The following is a 16,351-nucleotide window of genomic DNA, read 5'->3' as shown; positions in this document are numbered from 1 at the left end:
TCGACTTGAAGGAAGTCATTACATTAATCAAAGAGCAAATTCAAAATTTACCAATAATGTTTAGAGTGTCAAAATACGAGGATAAGTCAGATTATCAAAGCCATTATTTAGGTATTATTTGGGCATACTTATATCCAATTATTCAAATTTTAATCTACTGGTTAGTATTTGGTGTTGGTTTAAAGAAGGGGACCTCAGGAAGCGTTGATTATCTAACTTGGATGGTTATCGGTATTACACCATGGTTCTACATGAACAGTGTTACTTTAGATGCTTCAAAGAGTATCTACCAACAAGTTGGTATGGTATCAAAAATGAAGTTCCCGGTTAGTGTTCTACCATCAATTAAGATTCTAACTAACTTAAGTTCATTTTGGGCTATGCTAGCATGTTCAATTATCTTAGGTTACCTAAAGGGTGGAATACTACCTAACCTATACTGGATTCAATGGCTATACTACTTCTTTGCAATGATTTGTTGGCTATTAGCATTCGGTATCTTCAACTCAACTGTAACAATTCTTGTTCGTGATTATCGTATCTTCTTACAATCAATCATGAGAGTATTGTTCTACATGTCTGGAGTTCTATTTAACTTTGAAACAAATGCTTTCCCAGCATTCTTTGTAAGATTCTTACAATTGAACCCATTCTTCTACATTGTTTCAGGATTTAGAGAATCAATGCTAGGTGAAGCTTGGTTCTGGCAAAAACCAATGTTGATGTTAATCTTCTGGCTAACAGTATTATTCTTCCTATTGGTTGGATCACATCTACACTACAAGTTCAGAGCTCGTTTCGTGGATTACATTTAGTTAAAAGTTAAAAGGATTGAAATTGTCGTATGATGAAATTGAAGAAAAAAGTAATTAGATTTATTAAGAAGTCAATTCGTCGAGTATTGATCTTGATTAATAATGTTTTGATTACTTTACCAGTAAAGAAAAATTTAGTTGTTTTTGAAAGTTTCCAGGGTAAGGATATCAATGATAATCCGGCAGCTATCTATGAAAAGTGGATTGAAAAGTATCCAGAAGATAAGTCAAAAGCATACTTTACTGTCAGAAAAGCTCAATATAAGATTTTCAAGGAATTATATCCTGATATCAAGATGGTCAGAAAATTCATGCCTAAATGGGTATGGGTAATGGCCAGAGCTAACTTCTGGGTATTTAATTCCAGAACACCAAAATGGTGGAACAAGAATAAGGGGACTGTATACATGCAAACATGGCATGGTACGCCTTTGAAAAAACTAGGTACTGACATCGAAAACGTTATGATGCCTGGTACTAATACTGAAAAGTATAAAGAAAACTTTACTAATGAAGCCCATCGTTGGGATTACTTAATTGCACCAAATCAATACTCTAAAGATATTTTTTCTAGAGCTTTTGATTTTAACAATCATTTCTTAGATATCGGATACCCAAGAAATGACGTCTTATACTATGGTGACAATCAAGACAACATTAGTAGACTTAAGAAAAAATACCTTGGTAGAGATGATTTAAGTGTAATCACCTACGCACCAACTTGGCGTGATGATAATTACAAACGTAAGGGTGTTTACAACTTCGAATTACCATTTAGTTTAAAGACTTTCTTTGAACAAGTTGATGACAACACTGTATTAATTATCAGACCACATTACCTTGTAAAAGACTTCATTGATATTAAGGGCTTTGAAGACCGTGTTTACATCATGGTTGAAGAAGACATTAGTGACTTATACCTAATGTCTGATTTGTTAATCACAGACTACTCATCAGTAATGTTTGACTATGCAAACTTGAAACGACCAATGTTGTTCTATGCATATGATTTAAAACATTATGAAGATGATATTCGTGGTTTCTACTTTGACTACAGAACAGAATTACCTGGACCTGTTGTTGAAGATGAAGACGATTTTTACAAGCAAATTGATGCATTTAACAAGGAAAAGAAGTATTCTGATTACGATAAGAAGTATGAAGAATTCTATGAAAAGTATTGTGGGTGGGAATCTGCAGACTCTTCAGAAAAATTTGTTGATGAAATGAGGATGATTAGTAATGACAAGTAAGTTTTTAATCGGATCTCACGTTAGCATGAATGGCTCAACCATGTTTTTGGGTTCTGCTAAAGAAGCTGACAGCTATGGTGAAAATGCATTTATGGTTTACACTGGTGCTCCTCAAAACACCAGAAGAAAGCCAATTGATGAATTAAGAGCCGAAGACGGTAAGGAATACATGAAAGAACATGGTATTTTGGAAACTGTTGTTCATGCTCCATACATCATTAATCTAGGAAATGTTGCCAAGCCACAAAACTTTAAGTTTGGTGTTGATTTCTTACACGAAGAAGTTAAACGTGCTGAAGCCATTGGTGCAACACAAATTGTGTTACATCCTGGTTCTCATGTTGGTGAAGGTGCAGATAAAGCAATTGCTCAAATTGCCAAAGGGTTAAACGAAGTCATTGAACCAGATCAAAAGGTTCAAATTGCTTTGGAAACCATGGCAGGTAAGGGAACAGAAGTTGGCCGTACCTTTGAAGAAATTGCCCAAATCATTGATGGTGTTAAGGATAACGATAAAGTATCCGTTACTTTCGACACTTGTCATACTAATGATGCTGGTTACAACGTTAAAGAAGACTTTGACGGTGTACTAAATGAATTCGACCATGTAATTGGTTTAGATCGATTAAAGGTTGTTCATTTAAATGATTCTAAGAATGATTTCGGTAGTCACAAAGATAGACACGAAATTATTGGTTTGGGAACAATCGGGTTCGATGCTTTGAACTACATTGCTCACCACGAATCATTGGTTGATGTTCCAAAGATTATGGAAACACCAGCTGTTGCTGTTGAAGGAAGTAAGAAGAAGCTGTCTCCACATTACTTCGAAGTTAAAATGTTAAAAGAACAACAATTCAATAACAATTTGATGGATGATATTTTAAATCAATAAAAATAAAAAGAGCTGTTAAGCTCTTTTTTTATTGGTATGAATCTAAATCAAGACTTTCCATAATCACAGTGGCTGTTTCTTCGATTGATTTATCGTGGACGTCGATAATTAAACAACCAAGTTTATGGTATAAGTTGTTAGCGTATTCTAATTCCTCGTCAATGTTCTTTGAGTTTGAATATGGTGTATCTTCATCGATACCATATGATGCCATTCTGGCTTTTCTAATTTTTTGAATATCTTTAGTTACGCTGGTAAGACCAATAATCTTCTTTGGATCAACATCAAAGACTTCTTTAGGTAATTGGATGGTAGGACCAATTGGTACGTTTGAAACCTTTACTTGTTTGTTTGCAAGATAAAGTGATAGCGGGGTCTTTGATGTTCTAGAAATTCCTAGTATTACGACATCTGCTTTTGTTAGGTTTTGAGGATTGCTTCCATCATCATTTTCGACAGAGAATTCCATTGCTTCAATTCGCTTAAAGTAGTCGTCATTTAAGTCATGAACCAAACCACTCACACGTTCAGGATTGAAGCCTAATTGATTACTAATGGCTTTCATTGGTTTTTGAACACAATCAACGTTTTGTAATTTGTTAGCCGATGCAAAGTCTTCAATCAGTCTACTTAAATCTGCGTTAACTAGTGTATGAAAAATGACAGCTTCTTTTTGTTTGGCAATTTTTAAGATACCACTTAACATAGATTCGGTAGTGATAAATGGGTATCGTTCGTATGAAATATCAGCACTTTCAAATTGTGCACCAGCGGTTTTGGCTACTTGCATCGCCGTTTCACCACTGGAATCTGAGATGGCAAAGATATTAATATGTTTCATCAAAATCACTCCTTTTTTTACGATTATATTATATCTAAAAAACTGTCATAAAAGTAGTTTTAAATTCAAATGTAATATTGACGTTATAAATATTGTTTTGTATAATTATTAAGAACAGTTTTAATAAATTAAAAAAGTAACTGTTGTATTTCGAGCTCGGAGGGAGGGAATTTTCATATGTCAAAAACAGTCGTTCGTAAAAACGAATCTCTTGATGATGCTCTTCGTCGTTTCAAACGTACAGTTTCCAAGAACGGTACTTTACGTGAATACCGTAAACGAGAATTCTACGAAAAACCAAGTGTTAAACGTAAATTAAAATCTGAAGCAGCAAGAAAGCGCAACAACAAGAAAAAAAGCCGTCGCTTTTAATTACTAAAAACGTTCCTGTTATTTCAGGGACGTTTTTTTTGCTAAAACTAAGCTGAATATTTTGAAAGAGGGAAACTATAATGAGTATCGCTACAAGTCTTAATGAAGATCTTAAAAATGCAATGAAGGAACACAACAAAACTGCTTTGAACGTTATTCGTTCTCTAAAATCAGCCCTAACTAACGAAAAAGTTGCTTTAGGTCATGATTTAAGTGATGACGAAGAACTAACTGTTATCAGCCGTGAAGTTAAGCAAGTTAAGGAATCTATTGCTGAATTCAAAGATGGTGGTAGAGATGATTTAGTTGCCGAACAAGAAGAACAATTAGCTGTGCTAAGCAAATACGCTCCAAAACAAATGTCAAAAGAAGAAATTGACAAGGTAGTTGAAGAAACTATCAGTGAAGTGGGAGCTTCAGCAATGTCTGATTTTGGTAAAGTAATGGGTGCTATCATGCCAAAGGTTAAGGGTAAAGCTGACGGAAACGAAGTTAACCAATCTGTAAAAGCTCACTTAAGCTAATTATTTATAAAGTATGGTTGTGCTATGGTACAAGCATGCTTTGTTAGTACATATTAATAACTTTTTTAAAGTCAAAATCTGTGCTAATATTTGATTATTAATAAAAAAGGAGTCGCTATATTGACAGAACAAACTGAAGTAACCAAAGAATTTATTATTCATAATTTAGATTTTGAACCTAAGTTGTTAGGGGCACAAAATAAATACGTTACAATTCTTGAAGAGGGTATGGAAGTATCAATTAATGCTTTTGGAACTAATGTGAAGGTATCCGGAAGTGAAGATAATGTTAATAAAGTTATTTCAATTTTTAAGAACTTAATGGACTTAATTCAAAATGGTGTCTCATTGAATAGCAGTGACATTGTTTCTGCTATGAATATGGCCAAAAATGATACGTTAAGTTATTTTAAAGAGCTATATAATCAAATATTAATTAAAGATTTTAAGGGGAAACCAGTCCGTGTTAAGAACTTTGGACAACGCCAATACGTTCAATCCGTAAAACGTAATGATATTACTTTCGGTATTGGGCCAGCAGGTACTGGTAAAACATATTTAGCTGTGGTCATGGCAATCGCAGCATTAAAACATGGTGATGTCGAAAAGATTATTTTGACAAGACCTGCCGTTGAAGCCGGTGAAAGCCTTGGTTTTCTACCTGGTGATTTAAAAGAAAAAGTTGATCCATATTTGAGACCAATCTATGATGCACTTCATTCAATTCTAGGAAGAGAACACACTGCTAGGTTGATGGAAAGAGGAGTTATTGAAATTGCGCCTTTAGCATATATGCGTGGTAGAACATTGGACTCTGCTTTCGTTATCTTAGACGAAGCTCAAAACACAACTACTGCTCAAATGAAGATGTTCCTAACTCGTCTTGGCTTTGGTTCAAAGATGATTGTTAACGGTGATATCTCTCAAATTGATTTGCCTAAACATGCAAGTAGTGGTCTAGTTCAAGCCCAATCAATCTTACAAAATGTTGAAAAGATTCGTTTTGTTAAGTTTGATTCTAAGGATGTTGTTAGACATCCAGTGGTTGCTAGAATTATCGATGCCTACGAAGAATACCAACAAAACTAGAAATTTTATAACAGGAGTATCAGAATGGATTTAGAAATTTACGATAAGACAAAAGACGGTGTAGACCAAAAATACATCGATTTAGTGGAAGATGTATTGCAATTTGCTAGCAGGGCATTAGAACTTAAGGATAATACTGAAATGTCAGTAACATTCGTTAATAATGACGAAATTAAGGAAATTAACAGTAAGTATCGTGGTGTTGACCGCGCAACCGATGTTATTAGTTTTGCGATTGAAGACGGTGATGACGATTTTCCATTAATTATGGATGATGAAATGGCAGCAGAAATCCCTGAAAACATTGGTGACATCTTTGTTTCAATCGATAAGGTTGCTGAACAAGCAGAATTTTTAGACCACTCATATGAACGTGAATTAGGTTTCCTTGTTGTTCATGGATTCCTACACTTAAACGGTTATGATCACATGAGGCAAGAAGATGAAGATGTTATGTTCCCATTGCAAAGAAAGATCATGGATGACTATGGGCTTAAAAGATAAAAAAGTAGTCAGAAAAAATCGTAGTTTCGCTGAATCATTTAAGCATGCTTTTGATGGTTTAGTGATATTATGCAAGACAGAACGTAACTTTAGATTTCATCTAATTGCATCTTTAATCGTAGTGATTATTTCGTTTATTCTTAAGATTGATTTGAGCCAATGGTTTTGGATTTTGCTAGCAATATTTATTGTCTTAATCGCTGAAGTTGTAAATACGTTATGTGAATCAATTGTTAATTTAATTGTTGGTAATAAGTATGATGAAATTGCTAAGAAGGCAAAAGACGTTGCTGCCGCAGGTGTGGTCATTGCGTCAATCTTTGCAGCAATCATCGGATTATTGGTATACGTTCCACTCATATTTGGACTTTAACAGCACGGAGGAATTATTATGGAATTTGATCCAAACTTTCATTCAGGATTTGTAGCAATCGTTGGTAGACCAAACGTTGGTAAATCAACATTCTTGAACCGAATTATCGGTCAAAAGATTGCGATTATGAGTGATAAAGCACAAACAACTAGAAACAAGATTCAAGGTGTATACACCGATGATGAATCACAAATTGTTTTCTTGGATACCCCAGGAATTCACAAACCAAATAACAAATTAGATGATTTCATGGAAAAATCAGCTTTCTCAGCTTTAAAAGAAGTTGATGCTGTTTTATTTATGGTAAGTGCCACTGAAACAAGAGGTGCTGGAGATAACTTTATCATTAACCGCTTGAAGGATATTGATAAACCAGTTTACTTAATCATCAACAAGATTGATGAAATCAATCCAAACAAACTGTTAAGCATCATGGATATTTACAAGAAGGCGCTTGATTGGAAAGAAGTTTTCCCAATCTCAGCACTACAAGGTAACAACGTTGATGAATTGATGGATAATTTAAAGCAATTATTACCAGCTGGTCCACAATACTACCCAGAAGATGAAGTAACTGATCACCCAGAACGTTTTATCGTTGCTGAACTAATCCGAGAAAAAATCTTAATGTTAGCAAGAGATGAAATTCCATACTCAATAGCGATTGATATCTTAAGCATGAAGACCAAGGAAAACGGCAACGTAGATATCCAAGCTGATATCTTAGTAGACCGTCCTGGTCAAAAGGGAATCTTGATTGGTAAGCAAGGATCAATGCTAAAGAAGATTGGTACTCTTGCTAGACAAGATATTGAAGACCTATTAGGTAGCAAGGTTTATCTAAAACTTTGGGTTAAGGTTCATCCTGGATGGCGTAATGAATCATCCGTTCTTAAGTCGCTAGGATATAAGAAGGATAATTATTAAAATTTTAAAAAATGGTCGGTGAATAAAAATGGATTCACAAACATATATGAATTTTCACGGTATTTTACTATACCGAAAGAACTTCAAAGAAAATGATATGTTAGTTAAGTTTTTAACGGCCGAGGCAGGCAAGAAGATGTTTTTCATTCGAGGCGCTCGTAAAAGAGGGTTTAAGATGATGGCGGATATCTTGCCTTTTACCTATGGTACGTATTCTGGAAAGATAAATGCTGAAAACTTATCTTATATTTATAGTGGATTAGATACTGACCATTATGAAAACATTAGCGAAGATATTTTCTTAAATGCTTATGCCACTTACATTATGTCTTTGGTTGACGTTGCGTTTCCTGACTCAACACCAATTCCACATTGGTTTAACCAGTTATTTGCAGCATTACGATTGATTGATAATGGTGTCGATCCTGAGGTGATTACAAACATTTGTGAAATCCAACTTTTAGGTGAATTTGGGGTGCAACCTGAACTAAGGGGATGTGCCATTTGTGGTCGAAATGATCTAAACTTTGATTACTCCGAAACCTATGGTGGATTGATTTGCCAAAATCATTTTCATTTAGATGATAACCGTTTGCACCTAGATCAAAAGACTATTTATTATTTACGTCGTTTCTCAATTATTGATTTAAATAAATTGGGTAACGTTAATGTAAATGACAATACAAAGCGAAATTTAAGAATGCTTCTCGATAAGATTTACTCGGATTCTGTAGGGATTCACCTAAAGAGTAAAAGTTTCTTAGATCAAATGAATGACCTAAGATTATAGAATTGATTTTTTATCAATTTTAAACTATAATTAAACTAAATAAATACGAATGGTAATGACAAAAGAGGGTCATTGAATAAAATGATTTTCAGCGATAGTAGGACAGTGTGAGCTACTTGCATTTTTCAATGATTGGCACTTTTTGAACCAAAGAAATCAAGCTGCTGACGAAAGTCAGAAGTAGGGTGGAACCGCGAATAATCGTCCCTATGTAAACTGTATTTAAGTATACTTTTTGCATAGGTTTTTTTTATGCCATTCGTTTATTAGGAGGAAGTAACATGACAGAAAAGTTGTCAATGCAAGACATCATTTTAAAATTACAACAATACTGGTCATCACAAGGTTGTATGTTAATGCAAGCATACGATACTGAAAAGGGTGCCGGAACTATGAGTCCATACACATTCTTACGTGCAATTGGACCTGAACCATGGAACGCAGCATACGTTGAACCTTCTAGAAGACCTGCTGATGGTAGATATGGTGAAAACCCTAACCGTTTATACCAACATCACCAATTCCAAGTAATCATGAAACCATCTCCTGAAAACATCCAAGAACTATACTTGGATAGTTTAAAAGAACTTGGCATTAACCCAGAAGAACACGATATTCGTTTCGTTGAAGATAACTGGGAAAACCCATCAATGGGTTGTGCCGGTGTTGGTTGGGAAATCTGGCTAGACGGAATGGAAGTTACTCAATTTACTTACTTCCAAATCGTTGGTGGTCAAGAAATGAACCCAGTTGCTTCAGAAATCACTTACGGTCTAGAAAGACTTGCTTCATACGTTCAAGACGTTAACAACGTTTTTGAACTAGAATGGAGTGATGGTGTAAAGTATGGTGATATCTTCAAAGAACCAGAATACGAACACTCAAAATACAGTTTTGAAGAAAGTAACCAAGAAATGTTACTAAAGATGTTTGATGACTTCGAAACAGAGGCTAAAAAACAAATCGCAAACGGCTTAGTTCACCCTGCATACGACTACGTTCTAAAATGTAGCCACACATTTAACTTATTAGATGCTAGAGGAGCCGTTTCAGTTACTGAACGTGCCGGATATCTTTCAAGAATCAGAAGAATGGCCAGAGAAATCGCTAAGGCCTTCATTGCTGAAAGAAAGAAACGTGGTTTCCCACTTATTAAAGATGAAAAATTAAGACAATCTCTTCTAAAAGATGATGAAAACAAGGAGGAAAAATAATGGCTCACACATTTTTACTTGAAATTGGACTAGAAGAAATGCCAGCTCATGTGGTAACTCCTAGTATCAAACAATTAGTTAAGAAGACTGAAGATTACTTAAAAGATCAAAGAATCGATTTTGATGCTGTTAAGCCATTCTCAACTCCTCGTCGTTTAACTATCCAAATCGAAGGCTTAGCTGACAAACAACCTGACGTAAACGAAACTGTAAAAGGTCCTGCTAAGAAGATTGCTTTAGATGATGAAGGAAATTGGTCAAAGGCAGCCATTGGTTTCACTAAGGGACAAGGATTAAGCACCGACGACATTACCTTTAAAGAAGTTAAGGGTACTGAATATGTTTTTGTTGAAAAACACATTGCCGGAAAGCCTGTTAAAGAAGTCCTAATGGGATTAAAGGATGTTATCACAAGCATGACATTCCCAACACTAATGAAGTGGAACGTTTACCGTTTAGACTTCATTCGTCCAATTAGATGGATGGTAGCTTTGTTAGATGATGAAGTATTACCAATTCAAATTCTAGATGTCACTGCTTCAAATGTTAGTCGTGGCCACAGATTTTTAGGTCAAGACACAACCATCAACTCAGCTGATGAATACGAAGAAAAGCTAAAAGAACAATTTGTAATTGTTGATGCTCAAAAACGTAAAGACTTAATCGTAAAACAAATCAAAGAAATCCAAAATGAAAACAACTGGGTGATTAACATCAACCCAGGTCTACTTGAAGAAGTTAACAACTTGGTTGAATGGCCAACGGCGTTCTTTGGTAAGTTCGATGAAAAATACCTACAATTACCTTCAGAAGTTCTAATTACTTCAATGAAGGATAACCAAAGATTCTTCTACGTTAACGATCAAAATGGGAACATCTTGCCATTCTTTATCTCAGTTAGAAACGGTAACAGCGAATACATCGAAAACGTGATTGCTGGTAACGAAAAAGTGCTTACTGCACGTCTAGAAGATGCAATGTTCTTCTACCAAGAAGATCAAGCTAAGGATATCGACTTTTATGTAAACAAACTAAAGAAGGTAAGTTTCCACGACAAGATTTCAACTATGTTTGAAAAAATGCAACGTGTTGAAAAGATTGCCGAAGTAATTGGTCAACATGCTAAACTAAGCGACAAAGAACTAAAAGATGTTAAACGTGCTGCTCAAATTTACAAGTTCGATTTAGTAACCGGTATGGTGGGTGAATTCTCAGAACTACAAGGTGTAATGGGTGAAAAATACGCTCTATTAAAGGGTGAAAATAAAGCCGTTGCTACTGCTATTCGTGAACACTACATGCCAATATCAGCAACAGGTGAACTACCAGCAACCAAGGTTGGTTCAGTTCTTTCGCTAGCCGACAAGTTTGACAGTATCCTAACTTTCTTTGCCGCCGGTATGATTCCAAGTGGTTCAAATGACCCATACGCATTGAGAAGACAAGCTAACGGTATCGTTAGAATTGTTAAGAATGAAGAATTAAACTTCAACTTAACTGAAATGATGGAAGCATTCATCAACGCTGAAAAAGATGCAAACATTGCTCCTGACTTGGATCAAAACAAGGAAATTAGCGAAATCGTTTCATTCATCAAGGATAGAATTGTTAAGCAACTAAAGACTGACAAGATTAGACATGATATTATCGATGCTGCAGGTAACTCAAACAATGATAATATCGAATTTATCTTTAACGTTGCCGACATTCTAAACGAACACAAGGAAGATGATAACTTCAAGGAATCAGTTGAAGCATTAACCCGTGTTCTAAGAATTTCAGAAAAACAAGAATTTGCCGCGGACGACTTAAATGTTGATGAATCATTATTTGAAAACGATTCTGAAAAGAACCTTCATTCAAATGTTGAATCAATCTCAGATGATTTCTTCTCACTAAGTGCAAATGATGAGTACACCAAGTTATTCGACTTGAAGGATTCAATTAACGATTACTTCGACCAAACAATGGTTATGGCTAAAGATGAAAACGTTAAGAACAATCACTTACGTGAACTAACTAAGTTATCAAACATGATTAACTGGTTTGCTGATTTAAACCAACTAATCGTAAAATAGAATTGATAGACAAACCTATGATGGGTTGATAAAATACTGTATAATATTTATTCGTATTTTTAACAAAAGTCGCACTAAAAATCGGTGCGACTTTTATCAGTGAAAGGAGATATGCTGACAATGATTCCTGAAGAAGTAATTGATCAGATTAGAAATGAAACCAACATTGCCGATGTGGTTGGTCAATTTGTTTCATTGAAAAAATCTGGTAGTAATCTATTTGGTATATGTCCATTTCATAATGAAAACACCGCATCATTTTCCGTTAATGAACAAAAACAAATCTTTCACTGTTTCAGTTGTGGAAGAGGTGGAAATGTCTTTAAGTTCATGATGGAATTGGAAAATCTTTCATATCCGGAAGCGGTAATGAGAGTTGCTGATATGCAAGGAATTGAAATTCCAGACCAATATAAGCATTCCAATAAAGCTAAATCAAACATCAATCCGGTTGAGAAAAAGTTAATCAATATGCATGAGCTAGCCACTGAATTGTATAGTCATATTTTGATGAATACTGAAGTGGGACAACCGGCATTAGATTACTTGCACGAACGTGGATTGACTGATGACACCATCAAGTTCTACCGTTTGGGATTTGCACCTAAGGAACAAATCTTAAATAAGTTTTTGGAAAACAAGAAAGTTCAATATGATGACATGAGAAAATCTGGTCTATTTATTGAAACTGATGATGGTAAACTTCGTGATCGTTTCTTTGACCGTATCATGTTCCCAATTAAAAACGAGTTTGGCAACTTGATTGGTTTCTCAGGACGTGTAATGGATAAAAATGCCTCAACTGCAAAATACCTAAACAGTCCTGAAACTGACATTTTCAACAAACGAAAAGTCTTATTCAACCTATCAGACGCCAAGACAACCATTCAAAAGAAAAAAAACGTTATCTTGTTTGAAGGTTTCATGGATGTCATATCCGCTTATCAATCAGGTGTAACCAACGGAATTGCTTCAATGGGAACTAGTCTTACCACCGAACAAATTGCTACGATTAAACGTTTAACACCAAGCGTTAGTGTTTGTTATGATGGTGATGCACCGGGTCAAAATGCGATTAATCGAGCATTGTCATTATTAGGTAATACAGATTTGTCTCTAGGTGTTATTCAAATGCCTGAGGGAATTGATCCCGATGAATATCGCAAACAATATGGTGAAGAAAAGTTTGCTAGTTATATGCATTCTGCTTATGAATCACCACTTTCGTTTAAAATGCGATACTTCAAGTTGAACCGTAACTTGGATAATGAAACTGACCAGATTAGTTATATTAACGATGTCTTACAGGAAGTTGCTAAGATTTCCGATCCATTGGAAAGAGATATTTATGTTAACCAATTATCTGATCAATTTAACTTGAATAAGTTAGATTTGACTAATCGAATGAATACCTATATTCAAAAGAATAACGTTAATAAGTCGATTCAAAAATCAAGGGATGAACCACAACAAGGTCATCCAGTCATCCAACCAATTGATAACGTCAGATCACACAGCAAGGTTGAATTGGCGGAATTGTATCTATTTAATCGCATTTTGATGTCACGTGAAATGTGGCAACATTTGATGAGTAAAGATGGTTTTTCATTTGTGGATGATGATTTTCAACTTCTATATACATTGGCACAAGGCTATATGTCGACACATGATGAGTATAAATCAGCAGAGTTTCAAGACTTCATTAAAGAAGAAAAGTTACAAAACATGTTGATTAATATCGAAATGTTACCGTTAAGCGATGCGCCAAATAAAGAAGAGGTTGACGATTATGTTAATATAATAATGAATGAGGCGCCGATCGATGTTCAGCTTAAGAACAAACAGGCTGAATTGAATGATGCCAAGAAGCTAGGTGATGTTGATAAACAAACCGAACTAGCGATGGAAATCATCAAGTTACAAAGACAAAAACAGTTGAACGAAAGATCGTAATTTAGGAGGCACTTTAATGGCTGAAAAGAAGTTAAACAAGAAAGAACTAAAAGAATCAACCAACGCTTTAATTAAGAAGCAAAAGAAAGTTGGACACGTTACTTATGACGATGTTAATGACACAATTGCTGTGCCATTCAAGCTAACTAAGACTGAAATGTACGAATTACTAGAAAAAATCGAAGACGCTGGTATCAGTGTTGTTGATAAAAATGGTGATCCGGATCCACGTGCCCTAGAAGCAGCTAAAAAGGTTACTCAAGCTGAATTGAAAAACTCAGCTTCAGCTCCTACTGGTGTTAAGATTAACGATCCAGTTAGAATGTACCTAAAAGAAATCGGACGTGTTCCACTTTTAACTGCTGACCAAGAAGTTGACTTGGCTCTTCGTATTGAAGAAGGCGACGAAGAAGCTAAACAAGAACTAGCTGAAGCTAACCTTCGTTTGGTTGTTTCAATTGCTAAGCGTTACGTTGGTCGTGGTATGCAATTCTTGGACTTGATTCAAGAAGGTAACATGGGTCTAATGAAGGCCGTAGAAAAGTTTGATTACAGAAAAGGTTTCAAGTTCTCAACTTACGCTACTTGGTGGATTAGACAAGCTATTACACGTGCGATTGCTGACCAAGCTAGAACTATCAGAATTCCAGTTCATATGGTTGAAACAATCAACAAATTAATCCGTATTCAAAGACAATTACTTCAAGATTTAGGTCGTGAACCTACACCTGAAGAAATTGGTGCTGAAATGGATATGCCAACTCAAAAGGTTAGAAGCATTCTAAAGATTTCTCAAGAACCAGTTTCTCTAGAAACACCAATTGGTGAAGAAGATGACTCTCACTTAGGTGACTTTATCGAAGACCAAGATGCAACTAGTCCAGCCGACCACGCTGCATATGAATTACTAAAGGAACAACTTGAAGGTGTCTTAGATACTTTAACTGACCGTGAAGAAAACGTTCTAAGATTACGTTTCGGTCTAGACGATGGTCGTACTAGAACCCTTGAAGAAGTTGGTAAGGTCTTTGGTGTTACTCGTGAAAGAATTAGACAAATTGAAGCTAAGGCTTTGAGAAAGTTACGCCACCCATCCAGAAGTAAACAACTAAAGGATTTCCTTGAATAATAATTAAAACAGATAGCATTTGCTATCTGTTTTTTATTTTCTATAGCGGTTATAATATAAATAATAACAAAGTAGAAAAGGTGTTTTTATGGACGCAAATAAGTTATCTCAAAGATTGAAAATAGTTGCAGATTTTGTTCCGCAAAATAGTCGAGTAGCAGACATCGGTTCAGATCATGCATACTTGCCAGTTTATTTGATGAAACAAAAACAAATTGAATTTGGAATTGCTAGTGAGGTTGCTAAGGGACCTCTAGATAACGCAATTCAGGAAATCAAAGCTGAAGGTTTAAGTGACCGAATCGACACTAGATTAGCTGATGGATTATTATCAGTACAACCAGAGGACAAAATTGATTGTGTTACCATTGCCGGAATGGGTGGAACTTTGATCAAGAATATCCTAGAAAATGGTAAGTCACACTTATCAGGTAACGAATTATTGATTCTTCAACCAAACGTCGGGGAAGATCGCTTGAGAACATGGTTAATGAATAACCAATATGAAATTAGTGATGAAACTATCTTAAGAGAAGACGGTCACACCTATGAAATTATCGTTGCGAAAAAGATCGACGAACCAGTAAAATACACAGAACAAGAAATTAAGTTTGGCCCGTTTTTACTAAAACAACACTCAGATGTTTTCGTTGAAAAGTGGGAAAACGAAATTGAAAGAATTGAAATGGTAATTGACCAAATGAACTTGGCCAAGCATGATAAACCAGTTGATAAGATTAATTCAATGAAGAAGGAAATTGAGGAAATTAAAGAGGTGTTATAAATGAAAGCATTCGACTTAATTAACCAGTTTGAAAAATTTGCACCAAAGGAGATTGCGGTTGAACATGATCCAATTGGTTTGCAAATTGGATCGATTAATCAAGAAATTCATAAGGTATTAGTAACTTTAGACGTTAGACCAGAAGTAGTTGAAGAAGCGATTGAAAACGATTGTGATATGATTTTTTCTCATCACCCAGCGATGTTTAGACCCGTTAAAAACATGGATTTAGATGTCCCACAAAACAAGATGTATGCCGATATCATTAAGCACAACATTGTTGTTTATTCTGCACACACCAATTTGGATAATGCCGATGGAGGTATGAACGATTGGTTAGCTGAAGCAATGGACTTAAGAAACGTTGAAGGACTAGTAAGCCAAGGAGACTATAAGGGCGTTGAATATTTCATGGGTCGCATTGGTGAACTAAAGGAAACCACAACAGTCGAACAATTTGCTCGTAATTGTAAGGAATATTTCAATGTTTCCGGTCTTCGACTAATTAGTCATGAATTGAATAAGCCAGTGAAAAAGGTCGCCGTTTTAGGTGGCGATGGTGGTAAGTTCTATAACATTGCTAAGGATAAAGATGCAGACGTTTATGTTACCGGGGATGTTTATTATCATGTTGGTCATGATATGATTGCTGATCACATGTCAGTTGTTGATCCTGGCCACCATATCGAAAGCATTTGCAAACCATATTTGGCAGAAATGTTCAAAGAATGGGCAAAAGATTATGATTGGCCAATAGATGTGATAGAATCTTCTATAAACACTGATCCATATCAATTTATTTAGGGGGAA

Annotated in this window: 17 protein-coding genes; 16 read left to right on the top strand and 1 reads right to left on the bottom strand. The window is 35.3% G+C overall.

The window, feature by feature from the left end; translation table 11 throughout:
* Positions 1 to 5 precede the first annotated feature (5 nt).
* Genes FD688_RS06865 through FD688_RS06855 form a run of 3 tightly spaced genes read left to right on the top strand, consistent with a single transcriptional unit; the run spans position 6 to position 2,963 of the window.
* Positions 6 to 815, top strand: coding sequence for an ABC transporter permease (locus tag FD688_RS06865; protein WP_138742354.1), 810 nt, complete (start codon positions 6 to 8; stop codon positions 813 to 815).
* Positions 816 to 853: 38 nt separating this feature from the next.
* Positions 854 to 2,068: a CDP-glycerol glycerophosphotransferase family protein gene (locus tag FD688_RS06860; protein WP_138742419.1), complete on the top strand. Its 1,215-nt coding sequence runs from the start codon at positions 854 to 856 to the stop codon at positions 2,066 to 2,068.
* Positions 2,058 to 2,963, top strand: coding sequence for a deoxyribonuclease IV (locus FD688_RS06855; RefSeq protein ID WP_138742353.1), 906 nt, complete (start codon positions 2,058 to 2,060; stop codon positions 2,961 to 2,963). Before FD688_RS06860 ends, FD688_RS06855 begins: the two co-directional genes overlap by 11 nt.
* 28 nt (positions 2,964 to 2,991) lie before the next feature.
* Here FD688_RS06855 and FD688_RS06850 read toward each other — a convergent pair whose 3' ends face one another.
* Positions 2,992 to 3,804 carry a pyruvate, water dikinase regulatory protein gene (locus tag FD688_RS06850; RefSeq protein ID WP_138742352.1) on the bottom strand — a complete coding sequence of 271 codons (813 nt, stop codon included), beginning with the start codon at positions 3,802 to 3,804 and terminating at the stop codon, positions 2,992 to 2,994.
* Positions 3,805 to 3,981: 177 nt separating this feature from the next.
* Between FD688_RS06850 and rpsU the strand changes: the two genes are divergently transcribed.
* From rpsU to FD688_RS06785, 13 genes are all read left to right on the top strand, one after another.
* Complete coding sequence (rpsU, locus tag FD688_RS06845; protein ID WP_034530758.1) at positions 3,982 to 4,176, top strand: 30S ribosomal protein S21; 195 nt, start codon at positions 3,982 to 3,984, stop codon at positions 4,174 to 4,176.
* An 80-nt stretch (positions 4,177 to 4,256) separates the two neighbouring features.
* Entirely contained in the window at positions 4,257 to 4,700 is a 444-nt protein-coding gene (locus FD688_RS06840; RefSeq protein WP_034530760.1) for a GatB/YqeY domain-containing protein, read from the top strand.
* A 120-nt stretch (positions 4,701 to 4,820) separates the two neighbouring features.
* Positions 4,821 to 5,789: a PhoH family protein gene (locus FD688_RS06835; RefSeq protein WP_138742351.1), complete on the top strand. Its 969-nt coding sequence runs from the start codon at positions 4,821 to 4,823 to the stop codon at positions 5,787 to 5,789.
* A 24-nt stretch (positions 5,790 to 5,813) separates the two neighbouring features.
* The gene (gene ybeY, locus FD688_RS06830) at positions 5,814 to 6,293 is read left to right on the top strand and encodes an rRNA maturation RNase YbeY (protein ID WP_138742350.1); all 480 of its coding nucleotides are present in this window, start codon (positions 5,814 to 5,816) and stop codon (positions 6,291 to 6,293) included.
* Positions 6,271 to 6,666, top strand: coding sequence for a diacylglycerol kinase family protein (locus FD688_RS06825; protein ID WP_138742349.1), 396 nt, complete (start codon positions 6,271 to 6,273; stop codon positions 6,664 to 6,666). The genes ybeY and FD688_RS06825 overlap by 23 nt, the downstream gene beginning before the upstream one ends.
* A gap of 15 nt (positions 6,667 to 6,681) precedes the next feature.
* Positions 6,682 to 7,593 (top strand): GTPase Era, encoded by a 912-nt coding sequence (gene era, locus FD688_RS06820; protein ID WP_371416538.1) that lies wholly within the window; start codon positions 6,682 to 6,684, stop codon positions 7,591 to 7,593.
* Between the two features lie 28 nt (positions 7,594 to 7,621).
* Positions 7,622 to 8,383: a DNA repair protein RecO gene (gene recO / locus FD688_RS06815; protein WP_138742348.1), complete on the top strand. Its 762-nt coding sequence runs from the start codon at positions 7,622 to 7,624 to the stop codon at positions 8,381 to 8,383.
* 281 nt (positions 8,384 to 8,664) lie between these two features.
* Positions 8,665 to 9,597 (top strand): glycine--tRNA ligase subunit alpha, encoded by a 933-nt coding sequence (gene glyQ, locus FD688_RS06810; RefSeq protein ID WP_034530772.1) that lies wholly within the window; start codon positions 8,665 to 8,667, stop codon positions 9,595 to 9,597.
* Entirely contained in the window at positions 9,597 to 11,675 is a 2,079-nt protein-coding gene (gene glyS / locus FD688_RS06805) for a glycine--tRNA ligase subunit beta (RefSeq protein WP_138742347.1), read from the top strand. Before glyQ ends, glyS begins: the two co-directional genes overlap by 1 nt.
* Before the next feature lie 111 nt (positions 11,676 to 11,786).
* The gene (gene dnaG, locus FD688_RS06800; protein ID WP_190242939.1) at positions 11,787 to 13,628 is read left to right on the top strand and encodes a DNA primase; all 1,842 of its coding nucleotides are present in this window, start codon (positions 11,787 to 11,789) and stop codon (positions 13,626 to 13,628) included.
* A gap of 16 nt (positions 13,629 to 13,644) precedes the next feature.
* Positions 13,645 to 14,757: an RNA polymerase sigma factor RpoD gene (gene rpoD, locus FD688_RS06795; RefSeq protein WP_034530776.1), complete on the top strand. Its 1,113-nt coding sequence runs from the start codon at positions 13,645 to 13,647 to the stop codon at positions 14,755 to 14,757.
* A gap of 88 nt (positions 14,758 to 14,845) precedes the next feature.
* On the top strand, positions 14,846 to 15,541 hold the full coding sequence (locus FD688_RS06790; RefSeq protein WP_138742346.1) for a tRNA (adenine(22)-N(1))-methyltransferase: 696 nt from the start codon (positions 14,846 to 14,848) through the stop codon (positions 15,539 to 15,541).
* A complete protein-coding gene (locus FD688_RS06785) occupies positions 15,542 to 16,345 on the top strand; it encodes a Nif3-like dinuclear metal center hexameric protein (RefSeq protein ID WP_138742345.1) in 804 nt (267 codons plus the stop codon). It abuts the gene before it with no gap.
* Positions 16,346 to 16,351 lie beyond the last annotated feature (6 nt).

It is taken from the genome of Apilactobacillus kunkeei (genome assembly GCF_005930975.1).
Taxonomy (GTDB): Bacteria; Bacillota; Bacilli; order Lactobacillales; family Lactobacillaceae; genus Apilactobacillus; species Apilactobacillus kunkeei_E.
The sequence above is the reverse complement of the archived record's forward strand: the minus strand, read 5'-3'. Positions and strand labels throughout refer to the sequence as shown.